This window comes from Actinoallomurus sp. CA-142502, from assembly GCF_050936355.1.
In the GTDB taxonomy this organism is placed as follows: domain Bacteria; phylum Actinomycetota; class Actinomycetes; order Streptosporangiales; family Streptosporangiaceae; genus Actinoallomurus; species Actinoallomurus iriomotensis.
Window position 1 is genome coordinate 10,875,239 of record NZ_JBNJMY010000001.1, and the last position, 16,991, is coordinate 10,892,229.

The following is a 16,991-nucleotide window of genomic DNA, read 5'->3' on the forward strand; positions in this document are numbered from 1 at the left end:
CCCCGTATCACCTTGATCGGAGTGTGCCCATGACAGCCCGCGTGGGCGTCATCACCTTCCCCGGATCACTCGATGACCGCGACGCGGCGCGAGCGGTGCGCCTCGCCGATGCCGAGCCCGTGCCCCTGTGGCACGCGGCGACGGACCTGAGCGAGGTCGACGCCGTCATCCTGCCGGGCGGTTTCTCCTATGGCGACTACCTCCGCGCCGGTGCGATCGCGCGGTTCGCGCCGTTGATGGAACGCCTGGCCGACGCCGCCCGCGGCGGCATGCCCGTGCTCGGCATCTGCAACGGCTTCCAGGTCCTGTGCGAGTCGCACCTGCTGCCCGGCGCGCTGACCCGCAACGCGAGCCTGCACTTCGTCTGCCGGGCCCAGCGGCTGCGGATCGAGAACGCCAAGACCGACTGGACCCGCGCGTACGAGGAAGGCCAGGAGGTCGTCATCCCGGTCAAGAACATCGACGGCTGCTTCATCGCCGACCCGGAGACCCTGGAGGAGCTGGAGTCGTCCGGGCGCGTCGTGGCACGCTACGTCGACGTGAACCCCAACGGCTCCCTCAACGACATCGCCGGCATCTGCAACGAGGCGGGCAACGTCGTCGGCCTGATGCCCCACCCCGAACACGCCGTGGAGTCCCTGACCGGACCCTCCAGCGAGGGTCTCGGCTTCTTCGTCTCCGTCGTCCAGCGGATGGTCTCGGCATGACGATCTATGGAACGGAACCCGCGCGGCCCGCGGTCGACACGGTCGCGCGCGCCGCCGAGACGCCCGACGTCGCGCTGCCCTACGCCGAGCTCGGCATGAACGACGAGGAGTTCGCCCGCGTCCAGCGGATCCTGGGCCGCCGGCCGACCTCCGCCGAGCTGGCGATCTACTCGGTGATGTGGAGCGAGCACTGCTCGTACAAGAGCTCGCGGGTGCACCTGCGCAAGTTCGGTGACAAGGCGCCGCACAGCGACGCCCTGCTCGTCGGCATGGGCGAGAACGCCGGTGTCGTCGACGTCGGCAACGGCTGGGCCGTCACCTTCAAGATCGAGTCGCACAACCACCCGTCCTACGTCGAGCCGTACCAGGGTGCGGCCACGGGCGTCGGCGGCATCGTCCGCGACATCCTGTCGATGGGCGCCCGGCCGGTCGCGGTCATGGACTCCCTGCGGTTCGGGGCGCCGGACGCGTCCGACACCCGCCGGGTGCTCGACGGGGTCGTGCGCGGCGTCGGCGGCTACGGCAACTGCCTCGGCCTGCCCAACATCGGCGGCGAGGTCGTCTTCGACCCGTGTTACGGCGCGAACCCGCTGGTGAACGCCCTGTGCGTCGGCGTGCTCAAGCCGGAGGGCATCAAGCGGGCGACCGCCCCCGGCCCGGGCAACCAGGTCATCCTGTTCGGCGCGGGCACCGGGCCGGACGGCATCGGCGGCGCGTCCGTGCTGGCCAGCGCCACCTTCGACGAGGCCTCCCACCAGAAGCGCCCGTCGGTGCAGGTCGGCGACCCGTTCATGGAGAAGCTCCTCACCGAGTGCTGCATGGAGATCTTCGCCGAGGACCTCGTCGTCGGCATCCAGGACCTCGGCGCCGCCGGTGTCTCCTGCGCCACCACCGAGCTGGCCGCGGCCGGCACGGGCGGCATGGACGTGAATCTCGACCTCGTTCCGCTGCGCGACCCGACGCTGCGGCCCGAAGAGATCCTGATGAGCGAGTCTCAGGAGCGCATGATGGCCGTGGTCGAGCCGGCCAAGGTCGCGCGCTTCCTCGAACTCTGCAAACGCTGGGACGTCCCCGCGACGGTGATCGGCACGGTGACCGACACCGGACGGCTGCGCATGACGTGGCGCGGCGAGACGATCGTCGACATCCCGCCGGGCACCGCCGCCGACGAGGGTCCGGTGTACGAGCGCCCGTACGAGCGGCCGGCCGACCTGGACGCGCTCCAGGCCGACAGCCCGGACAAGCTGCCCCGGCCCTCCACGCCGGAACAGCTGCGCGACACGGTCATGTGGCTCGCCGGCTCGCCCAACCTCGCCGACAAGTCGTTCGTGACCTCCCAGTACGACAAGTACGTCCAGGGCAACACCGTGCTGGCGATGCCCGACGACGCCGGGGTGATCCGCATCGGCGACGGCCCGCAGGGCATCGCGCTCGCCACCGACGGCAACGGCCGTTACACCCGCCTCGACCCGTACGCCGGGGCCCAGCTCGCACTGTCGGAGGCGTACCGCAACGTCGCCACCACCGGCGCCCGCCCGCTCGCGGTCACCAACTGCCTCAACTTCGGTTCGCCGGAGGACCCGGGCGTGATGTGGCAGTTCGCGCGGGCCGTCGAGGGTCTCGCGGACGCCTGCCAGGCGCTCGGCGTGCCGGTGACCGGCGGCAACGTGAGCTTCTACAACCAGACCGGCACCACGCCGATCAACCCGACGCCGGTGATCGGCGTGCTCGGCGTCCACGACGACGTGACCCGCCGGGTCCAGATCTCGTTCAACGTCGAGGGCATGTCGCTGCTGCTGCTCGGCGAGACCCGGCCCGAGTTCGGCGGCTCCGAGTGGGCGAACGTCGTGTTCCGTCACCTCGGCGGCCTGCCGCCCCGCCCGGACCTGGCGGCCGAGGCCGCACTGGCGTCGGTGCTGGTGGGGGCGGCGCGCGAGGGTCTGCTGGACGCCGCGCACGACCTGTCCGACGGCGGGCTGTCGCAGGCGCTGCTGGAGTCGTGCCTGCGCGGCGGCCTCGGCTGCACGGTGACCCTGCCGGGCGATCCGTTCGTGGAGCTGTTCAGCGAGTCGGTGGCCCGCGCGGTGGTGGCGGTGCACCCGGAGCGCGAGGCGCGGGTGGCGGCGCTGTGCGAGGCCGCGCGCGTGCCGGTACGGCGCCTGGGCGTGGTCGGCGGCGACTCCTTCACCGTCGAGGGCCAGTTCTCCATCCCGCTGACCGAGCTGCGCGAGGTCTACCAGGGCGCCCTGCCCTCGCTGTTCGGCTGAGTTCTACGCGAGAGACCGCCCCGGCCCGTGGCCGGGGCGGTTTCGCTTTCCGCGGGGCTCCGGAGGGTGGGTCACGGTCGGCTGCCGCCTTTCCAGGCGCAGGTATGGTGCCTTACCAGGGCTTTTGCGAGCCGTTGGCTCTCTGGGGGGATGCATGAAGCCAATCCGCGCCAACCCGGTCGTGGTCCTACGCGGTGTGCCGGTATTGATGGTTCTGGGCGGTGCGGCGGCCGATCTGTTCGGGCCGGAACCCTATCTCGGCCTGCCGTTCCTGGCGTCCGCGCCACTCCTCGCCAGCATCCTGCTCCACTGGCGGACGAGCGTCGTCACCGCCGCGGTGGTGGGTGTCGTCGTCGCCGGAGTAGATCTTCAACTGCGGCGCCCCCTGCCGGCGCTGCTCGTCGATCTGGCGATCGTGGTGCTGGTCGGCGTGATCGGGCTGTGGGCCAAGTGGCTGATGGACCGGCAGAGCCGGCACCTGGCGGTCACCCAGGACATCGCGGAGGCGGCCCAGCGTGCCGTGCTCCCCGATCCGCCGACGCGGTTGGGTTCGCTGCAGATCGCCGCCCGCTATGAGGCGGCCCAGGCGGAGGCCCAGGTCGGCGGGGACCTGTACGCGGTGCGGGCCACGCCGTTCGGGGTCCGCGCGATCATCGGCGACGTCCGCGGTAAGGGACTGCCGGCGGTGTCCACCGTCTGCCAGGTCATCGGCGCCTTCCGTCACGAGGCCGGGAGGGCGGCGACGCTCTCGGAGCTGGCGGATCGACTGCACAACGCCGTGACCCTGGAGGCGGACTCCAGCAAGGCCGATCATTCCGAGAACTTCGTCACCGCCCTGCTCGTCGAGATCGCGCCGGACGCGACCAAGGCATCGCTTCTCAGCCGGGGGCACACGGCTCCGTACCTCCTGCGGGCCGGCGAGGTGGCCATGCTGGAGCCGAGCGACCCCGGTCTTCCCCTCGGCATGGACCTGCCGTCGGCGGACGGCGCGGCCCGGCCGGACATCGTCGACTGGCCTTCGGACGCCACCCTGCTGCTGGTGACCGACGGGATCACCGAGGCCCGTGACCGGGACGGGACCTTCTACGACCCCGCTGTCGGACTCGCCCAGATCCGGTCCTCCACCCCGCGCGAGCTGGTGGACTCCCTGGCCCGCAGCGTCACACGCTGGACCGGCGGACAGCGCCAGGACGACATGGCGGTTCTCGCCCTCAAACCCGCCCTCTAGAACGGGACGTGTTCGAGATCGCCGAGGTCGTCCACGGCGACGCGGTCCTCGCGAGCGAGGACCGTGATCATCTGCTCTGCCTCGTCGAGGGTGACGTGACGGCCACGCGAGCGGCGGTGCTCAAGCTCGGGGGTCTCCAGCCAGAGCCGCGGCTCCTGCGACTCGGGCTTCGACTGCCACATCATCTGGACACAACCGCCGGATCTGCCGCAGAAGACCAGGAAGTTGCCGTCGTGGGGGCACAGCGCCCGCAGCCACTCCAGGCACTCCTCCAGTGAGGTGGGGCGGGCCTCGCTGTCGTACCGTCGACGCCCCTCGTCGTTCACCCGCATCTCCAGCATGTCCTCCGGCGGCGACGCCGACGCCGCCGCCAGCGCGGCCGCGTCGAAGTCGGCGCCGGCGAACAGCGGGCCGAAGACGGCCAGGGCCGAGAGCCGGGGGATGTCCACGTCGACGACCTCGGAGCCGCCCGGGAGGTGAAGCGTACCGCGCAGCCGGTCCCATTCGCGGTGCAGCCGCAGGTCGTGGCCGCGCACGTCCATCGCGGACAGCCGGACGCCGTCCAGCAGGCCGGGGAGGTCGTGCTTCAGGACCGTCTTCGCCGTCACCGTTCCGGCTTTGGGGCTCCTGCGGCTGCCCTTGCGCCGGTACAGCCCGCCCTCGCCATCGTCCAGGCGCCGTACGTCGGCCCGCGGCGACGGCTCGCGGGTCCAGTCGAGTTGCCGGATGGACAGGTTCCTGCCGATGACGCCCGGCCAGAAGGTCGCGTACTCCTCACCGTCGACGGCCTCGGAACGGTGCACCGGGATCACCTGCATGCCACGGTCCGCCAAAGGCTTGTCCTTGAAGAAGGCGGTGTGCCCGGGGCCGAGCAGGGCGGCCCGGTCGAGCGCGAATCCCGGCACCTCGATCGGGCGCAGCCGCACGATCGAGCCGAGGTCGTCGGCGTCGGCGAGGTCGTCCACGGCGTCCAGCAGCGCGGCGACGATCTCTTCGCGATACCCCTTGTTGCCGCGCAGCGTGAGCACGCGCTCGCCCCGGATCTGGTAGACGCTCGTCCCGATCGGGTCGGTCTCGACCAGGACATCGTGGCCGCCGATCCGCGCGGGCGCGAACGTTCCGATACGGCCTTCCTGGATCAGATCCTCGAGCGGGGCGTCCTCAGTCATCCCGGCAATCTAGTCCCATCGCGCGGATGATCTCGAATCGTGACCATCGGTACCGGTGTGAACATTTGGTGATCGTGGGAATGTTTCGGCAACGCCGGTATTAGTGCAAATGCCTTCCTGGGAGGCTGCGGCATGAAGATCACGCGGATGGCGGCTCTGATCGCGGCGACCGGTCTCGCGGTGTCGGGATGCTCCGGCGGCGCGAGCGGTGGCGGCGGCACCACGATCCGGATCAGCGCCAACTCCGTCAAGGGCGGCAAGAACTCCAGCGGCGCCGAATGGATCACCGACTACGTGATTCCCAAGTTCACCGCGATGGAGAAGGCCAAGGGCAAGAAGGTCACGGTGCGCTTCGAGGGCACCGGCGTGGACGACGCCCCGTACAAGCAGAAGACCGCGCTCGACCTGAAGACCGGCGGCGGCGCCGACCTGATCAACATCGACGGCATCTGGGTCGGGGAGTTCGCCCAGGCCGGGTACGTCAAACCGCTCAACGAGGTGGTGGGCGCGCAGGTCGACCGCTGGGACGGCCTCCAGCAGATCCCCGGCCCCGTGCAGAACATCATGGCCTTCGACGGTAAGAGGTACGGCCTGCCCAGCGGCACCGACGGCCGGGTCGTCTTCTACAACAAGCAGCTGTTCGCCAAGGCGGGCCTGCCCGCCGACTGGCAGCCGAAGAGCTGGGACGACATCCTCGCCGCCGGCCGCAAGCTCAAGTCGCTGAGCGGCGTCACCCCGATCCAGCTCAACGCGGGCACCGCGATGACCGAGGCGACGACGATGCAGGGCGTGCTCCCCCTGCTCGTGGGCACCGGCCACGAGATCTATGAGAACGGCCGGTGGCTGGGCGACACCGCGCCGATCAGGAGCGTGCTCGACCTGTACCGGCAGGTGTACACGAGCGGGCTCGGCGACCCGCGGCTCCAGCAGAACCCGCAGGGTCGTGACGAGTCGTTCCAGCGGTTCTCCAAGAACAAGGTCGGCATCCTGCTGGAGAGCGACTACTTCTGGCGCTCGGTCGTCAACCCCAAGGGCGGCATCGACCCCATGCCCGACCGCGACAAGGACGTCGGCTACACGCTGATCCCCGCGCAGTTCCCCGGAAAGGGCATCCGCGCCCAGAACGCGGTCAGCATGTCCGGCGGCTCCGGCTGGGTGATCAACCCGCACACCAGGAACGCCTCGCTGGTCTGGGACCTGCTGAGCTTCATGGGCTCCCACGACGCCGTCAAGGACGAGGTCCAGCGCTCCGCGGTCGGCATCAGCCCCCGCCAGGACGTCAACGCCGAACTGCTCGGCGGCGACCCGCTGCTGAACTTCATCTCCACGAAGGTGCTGCCGATCACCGACGTACGGCCCGGCCTCGCCGCCTACCCGCAGGTGTCCACGGCCCTGCAGAAGGCGACCGGTGACGTCGTCGCGGGCGACAGCGTGGACAAGGCGGTCAAGACGTACCAGCAGAACCTGACCCAGGCCGTCGGCGGCGCCGGGCACGTGACGACAGGCTGATGGCGCACCAGACGGCTCAGCGTTCGCTCGCCGGCGACGTGCCGGGCGGCGGCGACCGGCGGCAGGGGCTGGCCTTCGTGGTGCCCGCGCTGCTGCTCGTCACGGTCTTCCTGATCCTGCCGGCGCTGTGGACGCTGTACCTCGGGCTGACCGACTACCGGCTCACCGGCGTCCAGGCCGCGCACCCGAAGGTCGTCGGCACCGCGAACTACACGCACGCGCTCGGGGACAAGGACTTCCGCGACGCCCTCGGCCGTACGCTGCTGTTCGTCCTCGGCTCGGCGATCATCGGGCAGAACGTCCTCGGCTTTCTCCTCGCCTGGACGCTCCGTTCCACCCCCTTGGCTACGCCCCGCCGCCCCCGATGCTCGGCGCGGCGCTGGGCCCGCGCCCTCGTCGAGACGCTCGTGCTGCTCGCCTGGATCCTGCCCGGCGTCGTGGTCGCCTGGCTGTGGATCGCGTTCCTCAAGGACCAGGGCGGCACGCTCAACGCGATCCTGCACACGCCCGGCCGCGACTGGTGGTTCGACCACCCGATGGGGTCGCTGATCGCCTTCAACGTCTGGCGGGGCACGGCGTTCTCGATGATGCTGTTCACGGCGGCGCTGTCGAGCGTGCCGCCGAGCCAGCTGGAGTCCGCCCGGCTGGCCGGCGCGAGCGGCTGGCAGCAGTTGCGCGACGTCGTCCTGCCCGGCATCCGCGGGCACATCCTGACCAACACGCTGCTGATCAGCCTGTGGACGTTCAACGACTTCACGCCGTACCTGATCACCAAGGGAGAGCCGCACGGCGCCTCGGCGGTGCTGCCCGTCTACATCTACCTGACCGCCCTGCCGGGCGAACGCCTGGGCTTCGCCAGCGCGATCTCCCTGATCATGCTGGTGATCAACCTGCTGCTGGCGCTCGCCTACATCCGGATCCTGCGGAGGCGCGCGTGAGTCCCGTCCAGGTGGTGCGGCGCATCGGCTTCTACGTGTTCGTGGCGCTCGTCACGGCGTTCTTCGCGCTGCCGATGCTGTGGCTGGTGACCGCGCCGTTCACGCGGAACCCGACGCTGTCCGTCTCGTGGCCTGACTTCACGCTGGGCAACTTCAAGCACCTCACCGACGACCCCAACGCGCTGCCGTCGCTGTACAACTCGGCGGTGCTGTCGCTGTGGACGATGCTGATCACGGTCGCGGCCGCGGCGCTCGCGGCGTACGCGCTGAGCCGCGTGCGCGTCCCGGGCCGCGACGGGATCCTCTATCTGCTCCTGCTGCTGTCCTCGGTGATCACCGGGACGTCCGCGATGGTGCCGATCTTCCAGCTGATGTTCAAGCTGCACCTGCTGGACAAGGACATCGGCGTCATCCTGGTCATGACCGGCGGCCTGCTGCCCGCGGCGATCTTCATCCTCAAGGACTTCATGGACACGATGCCCAAGTCGTACGAGGAGTCGGCGCGGGTGTTCGGGGCGAACTCCTTCCAGGTGCTGGGTCACGTGGTGCTGCCGAACGTCCGGCCGGGCCTCGCGACGATCGCCGTGTGGGCGGTGGTCAACGTGTGGGGCAACTTCCTCATGCCGTTCCTGCTGTACCGGACGCCGGAGAAGCAGCCGGCGGCGGTCACGCTCAACAACTTCTACACCGAGGGCGGTCAGCCGAACCTCGCGCTGATCTCGACGTTCTCCCTGCTCTACTCGATTCCGGTCGTCATCATGTTCCTGTTCGTCAGCCGCCGGTACGGCTTCCGCTTCCACGGAGGGATCAAGGCGTGAAGGTCTCGCTGGAAGAGGTGACCAAGGTCTTCGACGGCGGTGTGACGGCGCTCGACGCCCTGTCGTTGGAGATCCAGGACGGGGAGTTCTTCGCCCTGCTCGGGCCGTCCGGGTGCGGCAAGACGACGCTGCTGCGCACGATCGCGGGGCTGGAGACGGCGTCGTCCGGCAGCCTGCGCATCGGTGACCGCGACGTCACGCGGATGCCGCCGGGCGCGCGGGACGTGGCGATGGTGTTCCAGGACTACGCGCTGTTCCCGCACATGACGGTGGCCGACAACATCGCGTACCCGCTGCGGATCAAGAAGGTGGGCCGGGCGGAGCGCCGGGCCAAGGCGGCCGCCACGGGTGAGGGGCTCTCGCTCGGCAGCCTGATGGAGCGGCGGCCGGCGCAGCTGTCCGGCGGTCAGCAGCAGCGCGTCGCGCTGGCCCGCGCCATGGCGGCGCAGCCGACGGTGTTCCTGCTGGACGAGCCGCTGTCGAACCTCGACGCCCGGCTGCGGCTGGAGGCCCGTACGTTCCTCAAGAAGCTCCAGCACGACCTGGGCGTGACCACGGTCTTCGTGACGCACGACCAGGCGGAGGCGCTGGCCCTGGCCGACCGGATCGCGGTCATGGAGTCGGGCCGCATCCGGCAGCTCGGCACGCCGCGCGAGGTGTTCCAGCGACCGGCGAACGTCTTCGTCGCGGGCTTCATCGGCTCGACGCCGATGAACCTGCTGGCGGGTGAGTGCGTACCCGGCGACGGTGAGACCGCGACGTCGTGGGGCCACCAGATCGACGTCGCGGGCGTACGGCTGCCGGTGCCCGAGGACATCGTCACCGAGCTGACCCCGGGCGACAAGGTGATCGTCGGCATCCGGCCGGAGTACCTGACCGAGTCCGAGGACGGCATCAAGGGCACGGTCGAGATCGTGGAGAACCTGGGCACCACCTCGCTGGTCACCCTGACGACCACGGGCCCGAGCGTCCAGCTCACCGTCCCCGAAGGCCGCGAACCGGAGCCGGGGGCCACCTTGCACGTGACCCCCGCCCCCGGCCGCCTGCTCGTCTACCGCGCCGACGACGGCGAGCTGATCGACGCCCCCTGAACCGCCGGACCCGTCTCGTCGAGGAAGGCGCGGATGAGGCCCAGCCACTCCTGCGGGCGTTCGGCGAACGGCAGGTGGCCGGTGGCGATCTCGGCGAACTTCGCGCCCGGGATGCCATCGGCCAGCTGGCGGTGGTGGTAGGGCGTCGCCAGCTGGTCTTCGGTCGTCGATATCACCAGCGTGGGAACGTTCAGCCGGGCCAGGTCGGCACGGACGTCCACGCTCTCGACGAGATCGACGTGGTCCGGGGTGCCCGGGGGTACCGTCGCGGCGGCCCCGGCCAGCATCGCCTCCAGCTCCTCCGCGGAGAGCCGGTCCAGGAAGGACGCTCCCGCACCGATCAGCGCGAGGAAGGCGGCGAGCCTGGGCGGGTCCCCCGCGTCGAGCAGTCTCCGCCAGGTCCGGGTGGCGAGTCGCATCCGGGCGCTCGGGTGGGCGAAGCTCGCGGTCAGCACCAGGGCCGTCACCCGGTCCGGGTGGCGGACGGCCGCGCGGATCGCCACCGGGCCGCCCAGTGAGTAGCCGACGACGGCGAACGTCTCGACGCCCTCCTCGTCGGCGGCTTCGACCAGTGCGTCGGCGATGCCGTCCAGGGTGAGCGGCTCGGTGGCACGGGGGGTACCGCCCGTGCCGGGGTAGTCGGGGCCGATCACCGTGTAGCGCTCGGCCAGTCCGTCCAGGATCGGGCCGTAGTTGGCCTGGATGCCACCGCCGCCGCCGTGGGCGAGCAGGAGGCCGGGGCCGCTTCCGCGGACGATGCGGGCGAGTTCGGACATTGATGAATCTCCCTGATGTGGTGTCACTTCACACGGACAAAGTGGTCGGCGGGGCGTGGATCGCTCCGGTGGGCGCGGGCCGCGTACACGGTGAGCGGGAGCGCGGCGAGAACGGCCGGGATCCCCGTCCAGGGCAGGTGCGCCAGGTCGAGGCCCGCGTCGAGGGCGTGGCCGCCGAGCCACGATCCGCCGGCGATCCCGAGGTTGAACGCCGAGGCGCTGGTCGCCGTGATCAGGGTGGGGGCCGAGGGCGCGGCGGCGAGCGCCCGTTCCTGCAGCAGCGGGATGAGCGCGCCCATCACCACGCCGAGGACGAGGACGGTCACGACCGTCATCGCGTGGAGCCGTCCGGCGAGTGCGAGAGCGGCGAGCGCCCCGGCCAGGGCGAGGATGGTCGCGGACAGCGAGCCCCACGGCGCGCGGTCCGCCAGCCGCCCGCCGGTGAAGTTGCCGACGAGCGCCCCGGCGCCAAGAACGGCCAGCAAGAGGGTGACGGTCCGGGGCGAGAAGCCGCGCAGGCCCAGGAACGGAGACAGGTAGGTGTAGAAGGCGAACAGGCCGGCCTGGGACACGACGATGACCCCGAGGAGCGTCACGACCCGCCGTCCACGCAGCGACGCGAGTTCGGCGCGCGACGGACCGGAGGCTTCCTCGGCGGGCCTGGCCGTCAGCGCCGCGACGGCGGCGAACATCAGCGCGCTCAGCACGACGATCGCCCAGAACGTCGTCCGCCAGCCGTATGTCTGCCCGAGCCAGGTGCCCAGCGGCGCGCCGAGCACGGTGGCGAGGTTCCAGCCTGCCGCGACCACCGCGATCGCCTGACCTCGGCGCGCCGGCGGAACCATTCCGACGGCGAGCACGATGGCGACCGCGAACGACGTGCTGTGCGTCAGAGCCGTGACCATCCGGGCCGCCACCAGCATGCCGAAGCCGGTGGCCACCGCCGCGACCGCGTTGGCGCCCGCGAACACCACGAGCAGGGCCAGGAGCAGCGCCTTGCGCGGCAGCCGGAGCGTCAGCGCGGTCACGAGTGGCCCGCCGACGGCCACCGTCAGGGCGTACCAGGACACCAGCAGTCCCGCGGTCGGCACGGGCACCCGCAGGCCGGCCGAGAGCGTCGGCAGCAGGCCGACCATCACGTACTCCGCCGTGCCCACCGTGAAGACGCATCCGGTCAGCGCGGCCAGGGCCGACCATCGCGTCCAGGCGGACGTGTTCGTTGCCATGCCTGGACGCTAAACTCTCACATCTATGTGAGAGTCAAGTCTTCCCAGGGGGACCAGGTGCGGATCGGCGAACTGTCCAGGCGGACCGGCGTGCACGAGCGGCTGCTGCGTTACTACGAGGAGCAGGACCTCCTCCGGCCCCGGCGCCGCTCCAGCGGTTATCGGGAGTACGACGAAGCGGACGTCGTCACGGTCCGCCGCATCCGCGGCCTGCTCGCCGCCGGACTGAACACCAGCGCCATCGCCACGGTCCTCCCGTGCCTGCGCGACGAGGAAGAGCACCTCGTGCCCACCTGCCCGGACCTGCTCGCCGACCTCGCCCAGGAGCGTGGCCGGATCACCCGGGCCATCGCCGATCTGCAGACCTCACGTGCCGCCCTCGACCGCGTCATCGCCGCCGCTCCCGCCGACGTCACGGCCAGGGCCCTCGACGCTCACCCGGAGCTCTCAGCCGTCCTGCCGTAGCGGCGAGGACGGCGCCCTCATGGAACGGACTCACCCCCTGACGTACCGGGTGAGGACGGCGGCTCCGTTCTTCTCGGCCGAACGGCACTCCAGGTGGGCCGGCGGACCGCCGACGGGGAACAGCCGCTCCCCGGCGCCGAGGATCGTCGGGAAGGTCAGCAGCCGGTACTCATCGATCAGGTCCTCGGCCATCAGCGCGTGCACGACGCTGATGCTGCCGGTGATGATCACGTCGCGCCGTTCACGCTTGACGACGTCGACGAGGTCGCCCTCGATGACCTGGGAGTTCGCCCACGCCGACGCGTCGGTCAGCGCACGGGAGGCGACCAGCTTCGACGCGGCGTTCATCCGCGTGGAGAACGGGTCGTCGCGGCCCGGCCACAGCCGGGAGAACAGCTCCCAGGTCCTGCGCCCCAGCAGCATGGCCCCCTCGTCCAGCGTGGCGCCGAGCTTGAACTTGTCCCCGGCGACGGTCTCGGGTCCGTGCCGGAACGCCCAGCCGCCGGACGGCGTGCCCGCGGACCCGTCCGGGTCCGAGACGATCCCGTCCAGAGTGACGAACTGAATGACGATGACGCTCACGATGGTGTCCTTTCGGTCGATGCTCGCCGTACATACCGGCGAGACCGGCCGGACTCATCGCTCCGCGGAAGAAAAACTTTCGGGCAGGTCGAAGGCCGGGAACACGGACGGGTCGGCGAACACCACGTTGTGCGCGACCCGCCCGCCGGTGACCGTGAGGACCTGGAGCGTGTGCAGCCGGTGTCCGCCGCCGGGCTCCGGGGCGTACGCGGCGAGGGCGGGCTGCCCGTTCGCGGTCAGGGTCCGTACCGCCCAACCCGGCCCGCGCATCGCGAACACGCGATGCATGAAGCGGCCGTAGTCGGCGCTGCCGCGGTACCACAGCGGCACCGGCGGCATCTCCAGGATCGCCTCGTCGGTGAGCAGCCGGACGAGCGCCGGGACGTCGGCCGCCTCGAACGCCTGGACGTACCGCTGGACGACCGCGCGTACCTCCGGGTCGTCCGGCTCGGCGACCTCGCCGATGTCCCCGACGCCGGCGAGGGCGGCCCGGGCCCGCTGGAGGGCGCTGTTGACCGCCGGGACCGTGGTGTCGAGCTGTGTGGCGACCTCGGCGGCGCTGAACTCCAGCACCTCGCGGAGGACGAGGACGGCGCGCTGCCGCGGCGGCAGGACCTGCGTCGCCGCCACCAGCGCGAGCCGCAGGCCGGCGCGTGCGCCCGGGTCGTACCGCGTGTCGGGGAACGGCTGGAGCCAGGGGATGTCGAACGCCGGCGTGAGCGGCGCTCCGGGGTCGTCGCTCGGCGCGCCGATCCCGGACGGCAGCGGCCGCCGCGCCCGGCCGTCGAGCGCGGTCAGGCAGGCGTTGGTCGCGATGCGGTAGAGCCAGGTCCGTACGGACGCACGGGCGGAGTCGTACCGGTCGCGGGCCTTCCAGGCGCGCAGCATGGTCTCCTGCACCAGGTCTTCGGCCTCGTGGAACGATCCGAGCATGCGGTAGCAGTAGGCGACCAGCTCACCGCGGTAGAGCTCGAAGTCCAAGGGTTGCTCAGACCGGCGGCTGGTTGCGGTCGTCGTTGATGACCTCGGGATTGCCGCGCGGGGCGCGGGTGCGGCTCATCATGACGAGCTGCAGCAGGAACGAGGCGGCGCCGACGACCATCAGGATCACGCCGAGGGCGGGCAGGTCGATGCCGCTGAGGTGCGCCTTGATGGCCCACTTGAAAATGGCCCCAAGTGTGATCAGGAAGATGCTGACGCCAAAGCCCACCATGCCTCCGACCTCCGGAACCCCCACGGGCCCGGATTTCACTTCGAGTAAACACCCGACTGCTGTGGCACACCACCCTATCGACACCGATGATGACGTATGTCCCGCCGCTCGAACCAGGGGCGGCGGGACATACGAAATGGTCTCTCGTGCGGTGTATCAGGCCATCGGCTCAGAAAGCCTCTTCGGGCAGTTCCATCAGATCGGTGGTGGTCGCCTCCACGATGGCGCGCTCGGCGGCGACCTTGGGCAGCTGGGTCGCGCAGAAGAACTGCGCGGCGGCCACCTTGCCGCTGTAGAACGCCTGGTCGGCGGGTGACAGTTCGCCGCCGAGCCGGTTCAGCGCGACCTCGGCCTGCCGGCAGAGCAGCCAGGCGATGACCACGTCGCCGAGCACCATGAGCAGGCGGGTCGTGTTGAGGCCGACCTTGTAGGCCTCCTGCGGCTTCTCCATGGACTCGATCGCCCAGCCGACCATCGGGGTCACGATGCCCTGCGCGTCGTCCAGGGCCTTGGCGAGCAGGGCGCGCTCCTGCTTGAGGCGGCCGTTGCCCGCGTCGCTCTCGGCGAACTCCTTGATCTGCGTGGCGAGGTGCTGGAGCGCCTCGCCGTTGTTGCGCAGGATCTTGCGGAAGAAGAAGTCCATGCCCTGGATCGCCGTGGTGCCCTCGTACAGGGAGTCGATCTTGGCGTCCCGGATGTACTGCTCGATCGGGTAGTCCTGCAGGAAGCCGGAGCCGCCGAGCGTCTGGAGCGACTGCGTCAGCACCTCGTACGCCCGCTCCGAGCCGACGCCCTTGACGATCGGCAGCAGCAGGTCGTTGACGTTCTCCGCCAGTTCGTCGCGCGTTCCCTCGGCGCGCGCGACCTGGATCTTGTCCTGGTACGTCGCGGTGTACAGGACGAGCGCCCGCATGCCCTCCGCGTAGGACTTCTGCAGCATGAGCAGGCGGCGTACGTCGGGGTGGTGGGTGATGGTGACGCGCGGCGAGGTCTTGTCGGCCATCTTGGTCAGGTCGGCGCCCTGCACGCGCTCCTTGGCGTACGCCAGCGCGTTGAGGTAGCCGGTGGACAGCGTGGAGATCGCCTTGGTGCCGACCATCATGCGGGCCTGCTCGATGATCATGAACATCTGCTTGATGCCCTCGTGCACGCCGCCCACGAGGTAGCCGACCGCCGGGTGCTTCTCGCCGAACGTCAGCTCGCAGGTCGTGGAGGCCTTCAGGCCCATCTTCTTCTCGACGTTGGTGACGTACGCGCCGTTGCGCTCGCCGAGCTCACCGGTCTCGGTGTCGACGAGGTACTTCGGCACGATGAACATCGACAGGCCCTTGGTGCCCGGCCCGGCGCCCTCGGGGCGGGCCAGCACGTAGTGCAGGATGTTGTCGGCCATGTCGTGCTCGGCGCTGGTGATGAAGCGCTTGACGCCCTCGATGTGCCAGGTGCCGTCGGGCTGCTCGATCGCCTTCGTACGGCCGGCGCCGACGTCGGAGCCCGCGTCCGGCTCGGTGAGCACCATCGTCGAACCCCAGTGACTCTCGATGGCGAGCTCGGCGAGCTTCTTCTGCTCGGGCGTGCCGATCTCCCACAGGAGCTGGGCGAAGCTGGGGCCGCTGGAGTACATCCAGATGGCCGGATTGGCGCCGAGGATGAGTTCGGCGACGGACCAGTGCAGGCTGCGGGGCGCGTGCATGCCGCCGAGCTCGACGGGCAGTTCGAGCCGCCACCACTCGGCGTCGTTGAAGTAGGCCTTGAACGACTTCTTGAAGGCCTCGGGCATGGTGACCGAGTGGGTGGCCGGGTCGAAGACCGGGGGGTGCCGGTCCGCGTCCTCGTACGAGTCGGCGAGCACGCCGGTCGCGAGGCGGTTCACCTCTTCCAGAGCGCTGCGCGCGGTCGCCTCGTCGACCTCACTGAAGGGCCCGGTGCCCAGGACGTCCTGACGACCGAGCACCTCGAAGAGGTTGAACTCGATGTCCCGCAGGTTGCTCTTGTAGTGGCCCATGAAGCACCCCGTAGCTCTCGGGCGGGCGAGTCGTGCCCTTACGTACCGGCTAGTAACACGCATGATGCTACCCGCCGGTAACCGGACATACAAACAGGAGAAGGGAATTTTCCGTTGCCCGGGGAGGGGGCACACATGTGCCGATGGCTCGCTTATACCGGCTCTCCGATCCTTCTCGACGAACTTCTCTACGAACCGGAGCACTCGCTGATCGAGCAGAGCCGGTTCGCCCGGCTGGGAGCGGAGACGACCAACGGCGACGGATACGGTCTGGGCCTGTACGAGGGTGACGGCGACGTCCCGCCCACGGTGGTGCGGAGCACCATACCGGCGTGGAGCGACCTGAACCTGCGCGAACTCGCCGGCCATTTCCGCTCGCGACTGTTCTTCGCGCACATCCGCGCCTCCACCGGGTCCGCGGTGCAGCAGACCAACTGCCACCCGTTCCGGTACGGCCGGTGGCTGTGGATGCACAACGGCGCGATCACCGACTTCGGCCGCCTCAAGCGCGATCTGGTGTTCGCCGTCGATCCGGAGCTCTACCCGGCGATCGAGGGCTCGACGGACTCCGAGGTGATGTTCTTCCTCGCGCTCACCTTCGGGCTGCGCCAGGACCCGCCCGCGGCGGTCGAGCGGATGGTGGGTTTCGTCGAGTGGACCGGACGGCGGTACGGCGTCGAGAACGCGGTGCAGATGACCGTCGCGACCTCCGACGGCGAGCGGGTGTGGTCCTTCCGGTACTCCAGCCAGAACCGGTCGCGGTCCCTGTTCTACAGCACCGAGGTGCGCACTCTCCGGCAACTGCACCCGGAGGTCTTCATCCGGGAGGTGCTGTCCGACGACGCGCGGATCGTCGTCTCCGAGCCGCTGCGCGATCTTCCGGGCGCGTGGAACGAGGTACCCGAGTCGACGTACATCGTGACCGAGCACGGGTTGCACGAGGTACACCCGTTCCACCCCGCGTCGCCGCCATGAGAGCAGCCGTTCATATCGCCTGTTG

16 protein-coding genes are annotated in these 16,991 nt (G+C 70.2%); 9 read left to right on the forward strand and 7 right to left on the reverse strand.

Annotated features, from left to right (window positions below; translation table 11 throughout):
* Nucleotides 1–29: 29 nt before the first annotated feature.
* The 3 genes from purQ (at nt 30) to ACQEV1_RS51160 (ending at nt 4,202) form a co-directional block, all read left to right on the forward strand.
* Entirely contained in the window at nt 30–707 is a 678-nt protein-coding gene (gene purQ / locus ACQEV1_RS51150) for a phosphoribosylformylglycinamidine synthase subunit PurQ (protein ID WP_285582221.1), read from the forward strand.
* Nucleotides 704–2,974 carry a phosphoribosylformylglycinamidine synthase subunit PurL gene (gene purL / locus ACQEV1_RS51155; protein WP_433405398.1) on the forward strand — a complete coding sequence of 757 codons (2,271 nt, stop codon included), beginning with the start codon at nt 704–706 and terminating at the stop codon, nt 2,972–2,974. Before purQ ends, purL begins: the two co-directional genes overlap by 4 nt.
* 154 nt (nt 2,975–3,128) lie before the next feature.
* A complete protein-coding gene (locus ACQEV1_RS51160; RefSeq protein WP_433405401.1) occupies nt 3,129–4,202 on the forward strand; it encodes a PP2C family protein-serine/threonine phosphatase in 1,074 nt (357 codons plus the stop codon).
* On the opposite strand, the gene ACQEV1_RS51165 is transcribed toward ACQEV1_RS51160, so the two are convergent.
* Nucleotides 4,199–5,371 (reverse strand): hypothetical protein, encoded by a 1,173-nt coding sequence (locus tag ACQEV1_RS51165; protein ID WP_433405404.1) that lies wholly within the window; start codon nt 5,369–5,371, stop codon nt 4,199–4,201. The two genes, ACQEV1_RS51160 and ACQEV1_RS51165, sit on opposite strands and share 4 nt — an antisense overlap.
* A gap of 132 nt (nt 5,372–5,503) precedes the next feature.
* Here ACQEV1_RS51165 and ACQEV1_RS51170 point away from each other — a divergent pair, with 132 nt between their 5' ends.
* From ACQEV1_RS51170 to ACQEV1_RS51185, 4 genes are read left to right on the forward strand one after another with little or no spacing between them, the layout of a single operon-like run.
* Nucleotides 5,504–6,880: an extracellular solute-binding protein gene (locus ACQEV1_RS51170; protein WP_433405407.1), complete on the forward strand. Its 1,377-nt coding sequence runs from the start codon at nt 5,504–5,506 to the stop codon at nt 6,878–6,880.
* Entirely contained in the window at nt 6,880–7,818 is a 939-nt protein-coding gene (locus ACQEV1_RS51175; RefSeq protein WP_433405410.1) for a carbohydrate ABC transporter permease, read from the forward strand. The genes ACQEV1_RS51170 and ACQEV1_RS51175 overlap by 1 nt, the downstream gene beginning before the upstream one ends.
* Nucleotides 7,815–8,636, forward strand: a complete 822-nt coding sequence (locus ACQEV1_RS51180; protein ID WP_285582212.1) for a carbohydrate ABC transporter permease — start codon at nt 7,815–7,817, stop codon at nt 8,634–8,636. The genes ACQEV1_RS51175 and ACQEV1_RS51180 overlap by 4 nt, the downstream gene beginning before the upstream one ends.
* Nucleotides 8,633–9,727: an ABC transporter ATP-binding protein gene (locus ACQEV1_RS51185; RefSeq protein WP_433405413.1), complete on the forward strand. Its 1,095-nt coding sequence runs from the start codon at nt 8,633–8,635 to the stop codon at nt 9,725–9,727. The genes ACQEV1_RS51180 and ACQEV1_RS51185 overlap by 4 nt, the downstream gene beginning before the upstream one ends.
* Here the strand turns inward: ACQEV1_RS51185 and ACQEV1_RS51190 are convergent.
* Nucleotides 9,688–10,503: an alpha/beta fold hydrolase gene (locus ACQEV1_RS51190; RefSeq protein WP_285629517.1), complete on the reverse strand. Its 816-nt coding sequence runs from the start codon at nt 10,501–10,503 to the stop codon at nt 9,688–9,690. The two genes, ACQEV1_RS51185 and ACQEV1_RS51190, sit on opposite strands and share 40 nt — an antisense overlap.
* A 23-nt stretch (nt 10,504–10,526) precedes the next feature.
* On the reverse strand, nt 10,527–11,729 hold the full coding sequence (locus tag ACQEV1_RS51195) for an MFS transporter (protein ID WP_433405417.1): 1,203 nt from the start codon (nt 11,727–11,729) through the stop codon (nt 10,527–10,529).
* Nucleotides 11,730–11,756: 27 nt separating this feature from the next.
* On the opposite strand from ACQEV1_RS51195, the gene ACQEV1_RS51200 reads away from it, so the two are divergent.
* A complete protein-coding gene (locus tag ACQEV1_RS51200) occupies nt 11,757–12,194 on the forward strand; it encodes a MerR family transcriptional regulator (protein ID WP_349498013.1) in 438 nt (145 codons plus the stop codon).
* 30 nt (nt 12,195–12,224) lie between these two features.
* Here ACQEV1_RS51200 and ACQEV1_RS51205 read toward each other — a convergent pair whose 3' ends face one another.
* The 4 genes from ACQEV1_RS51205 to ACQEV1_RS51220 form a co-directional block, all read right to left on the reverse strand.
* Nucleotides 12,225–12,776: a dihydrofolate reductase family protein gene (locus ACQEV1_RS51205; RefSeq protein ID WP_433405421.1), complete on the reverse strand. Its 552-nt coding sequence runs from the start codon at nt 12,774–12,776 to the stop codon at nt 12,225–12,227.
* Nucleotides 12,777–12,830: 54 nt separating this feature from the next.
* Nucleotides 12,831–13,757, reverse strand: coding sequence for a sigma-70 family RNA polymerase sigma factor (locus ACQEV1_RS51210; protein ID WP_433405424.1), 927 nt, complete (start codon nt 13,755–13,757; stop codon nt 12,831–12,833).
* A 7-nt stretch (nt 13,758–13,764) separates the two neighbouring features.
* Nucleotides 13,765–13,989, reverse strand: coding sequence for a DUF6458 family protein (locus ACQEV1_RS51215; RefSeq protein WP_285629513.1), 225 nt, complete (start codon nt 13,987–13,989; stop codon nt 13,765–13,767).
* 169 nt (nt 13,990–14,158) lie between these two features.
* Nucleotides 14,159–15,991 carry an acyl-CoA dehydrogenase gene (locus tag ACQEV1_RS51220; RefSeq protein ID WP_285582203.1) on the reverse strand — a complete coding sequence of 611 codons (1,833 nt, stop codon included), beginning with the start codon at nt 15,989–15,991 and terminating at the stop codon, nt 14,159–14,161.
* A gap of 135 nt (nt 15,992–16,126) precedes the next feature.
* Between ACQEV1_RS51220 and ACQEV1_RS51225 the strand changes: the two genes are divergently transcribed.
* On the forward strand, nt 16,127–16,966 hold the full coding sequence (locus tag ACQEV1_RS51225) for a class II glutamine amidotransferase (RefSeq protein WP_285629511.1): 840 nt from the start codon (nt 16,127–16,129) through the stop codon (nt 16,964–16,966).
* Nucleotides 16,967–16,991: the final 25 nt, after the last annotated feature.

Bases quoted from the DNA above. Each gene is read 5' to 3' on its own strand.
- purQ (WP_285582221.1), top strand. From the start codon at position 30: ATGACAGCCCGCGTGGGCGTCATCACCTTCCCCGGATCACTCGATGAC.
- purL (WP_433405398.1), top strand. From the start codon at position 704: ATGACGATCTATGGAACGGAACCCGCGCGGCCCGCGGTCGACACGGTC.
- ACQEV1_RS51160 (WP_433405401.1), top strand. From the start codon at position 3,129: ATGAAGCCAATCCGCGCCAACCCGGTCGTGGTCCTACGCGGTGTGCCG.
- ACQEV1_RS51165 (WP_433405404.1), bottom strand. From the start codon at position 5,371: ATGACTGAGGACGCCCCGCTCGAGGATCTGATCCAGGAAGGCCGTATC.
- ACQEV1_RS51170 (WP_433405407.1), top strand. From the start codon at position 5,504: ATGAAGATCACGCGGATGGCGGCTCTGATCGCGGCGACCGGTCTCGCG.
- ACQEV1_RS51175 (WP_433405410.1), top strand. From the start codon at position 6,880: ATGGCGCACCAGACGGCTCAGCGTTCGCTCGCCGGCGACGTGCCGGGC.
- ACQEV1_RS51190 (WP_285629517.1), bottom strand. From the start codon at position 10,503: ATGTCCGAACTCGCCCGCATCGTCCGCGGAAGCGGCCCCGGCCTCCTG.
- ACQEV1_RS51195 (WP_433405417.1), bottom strand. From the start codon at position 11,729: ATGGCAACGAACACGTCCGCCTGGACGCGATGGTCGGCCCTGGCCGCG.
- ACQEV1_RS51215 (WP_285629513.1), bottom strand. From the start codon at position 13,989: ATGGTGGGCTTTGGCGTCAGCATCTTCCTGATCACACTTGGGGCCATT.
- ACQEV1_RS51220 (WP_285582203.1), bottom strand. From the start codon at position 15,991: ATGGGCCACTACAAGAGCAACCTGCGGGACATCGAGTTCAACCTCTTC.
- ACQEV1_RS51225 (WP_285629511.1), top strand. From the start codon at position 16,127: ATGTGCCGATGGCTCGCTTATACCGGCTCTCCGATCCTTCTCGACGAA.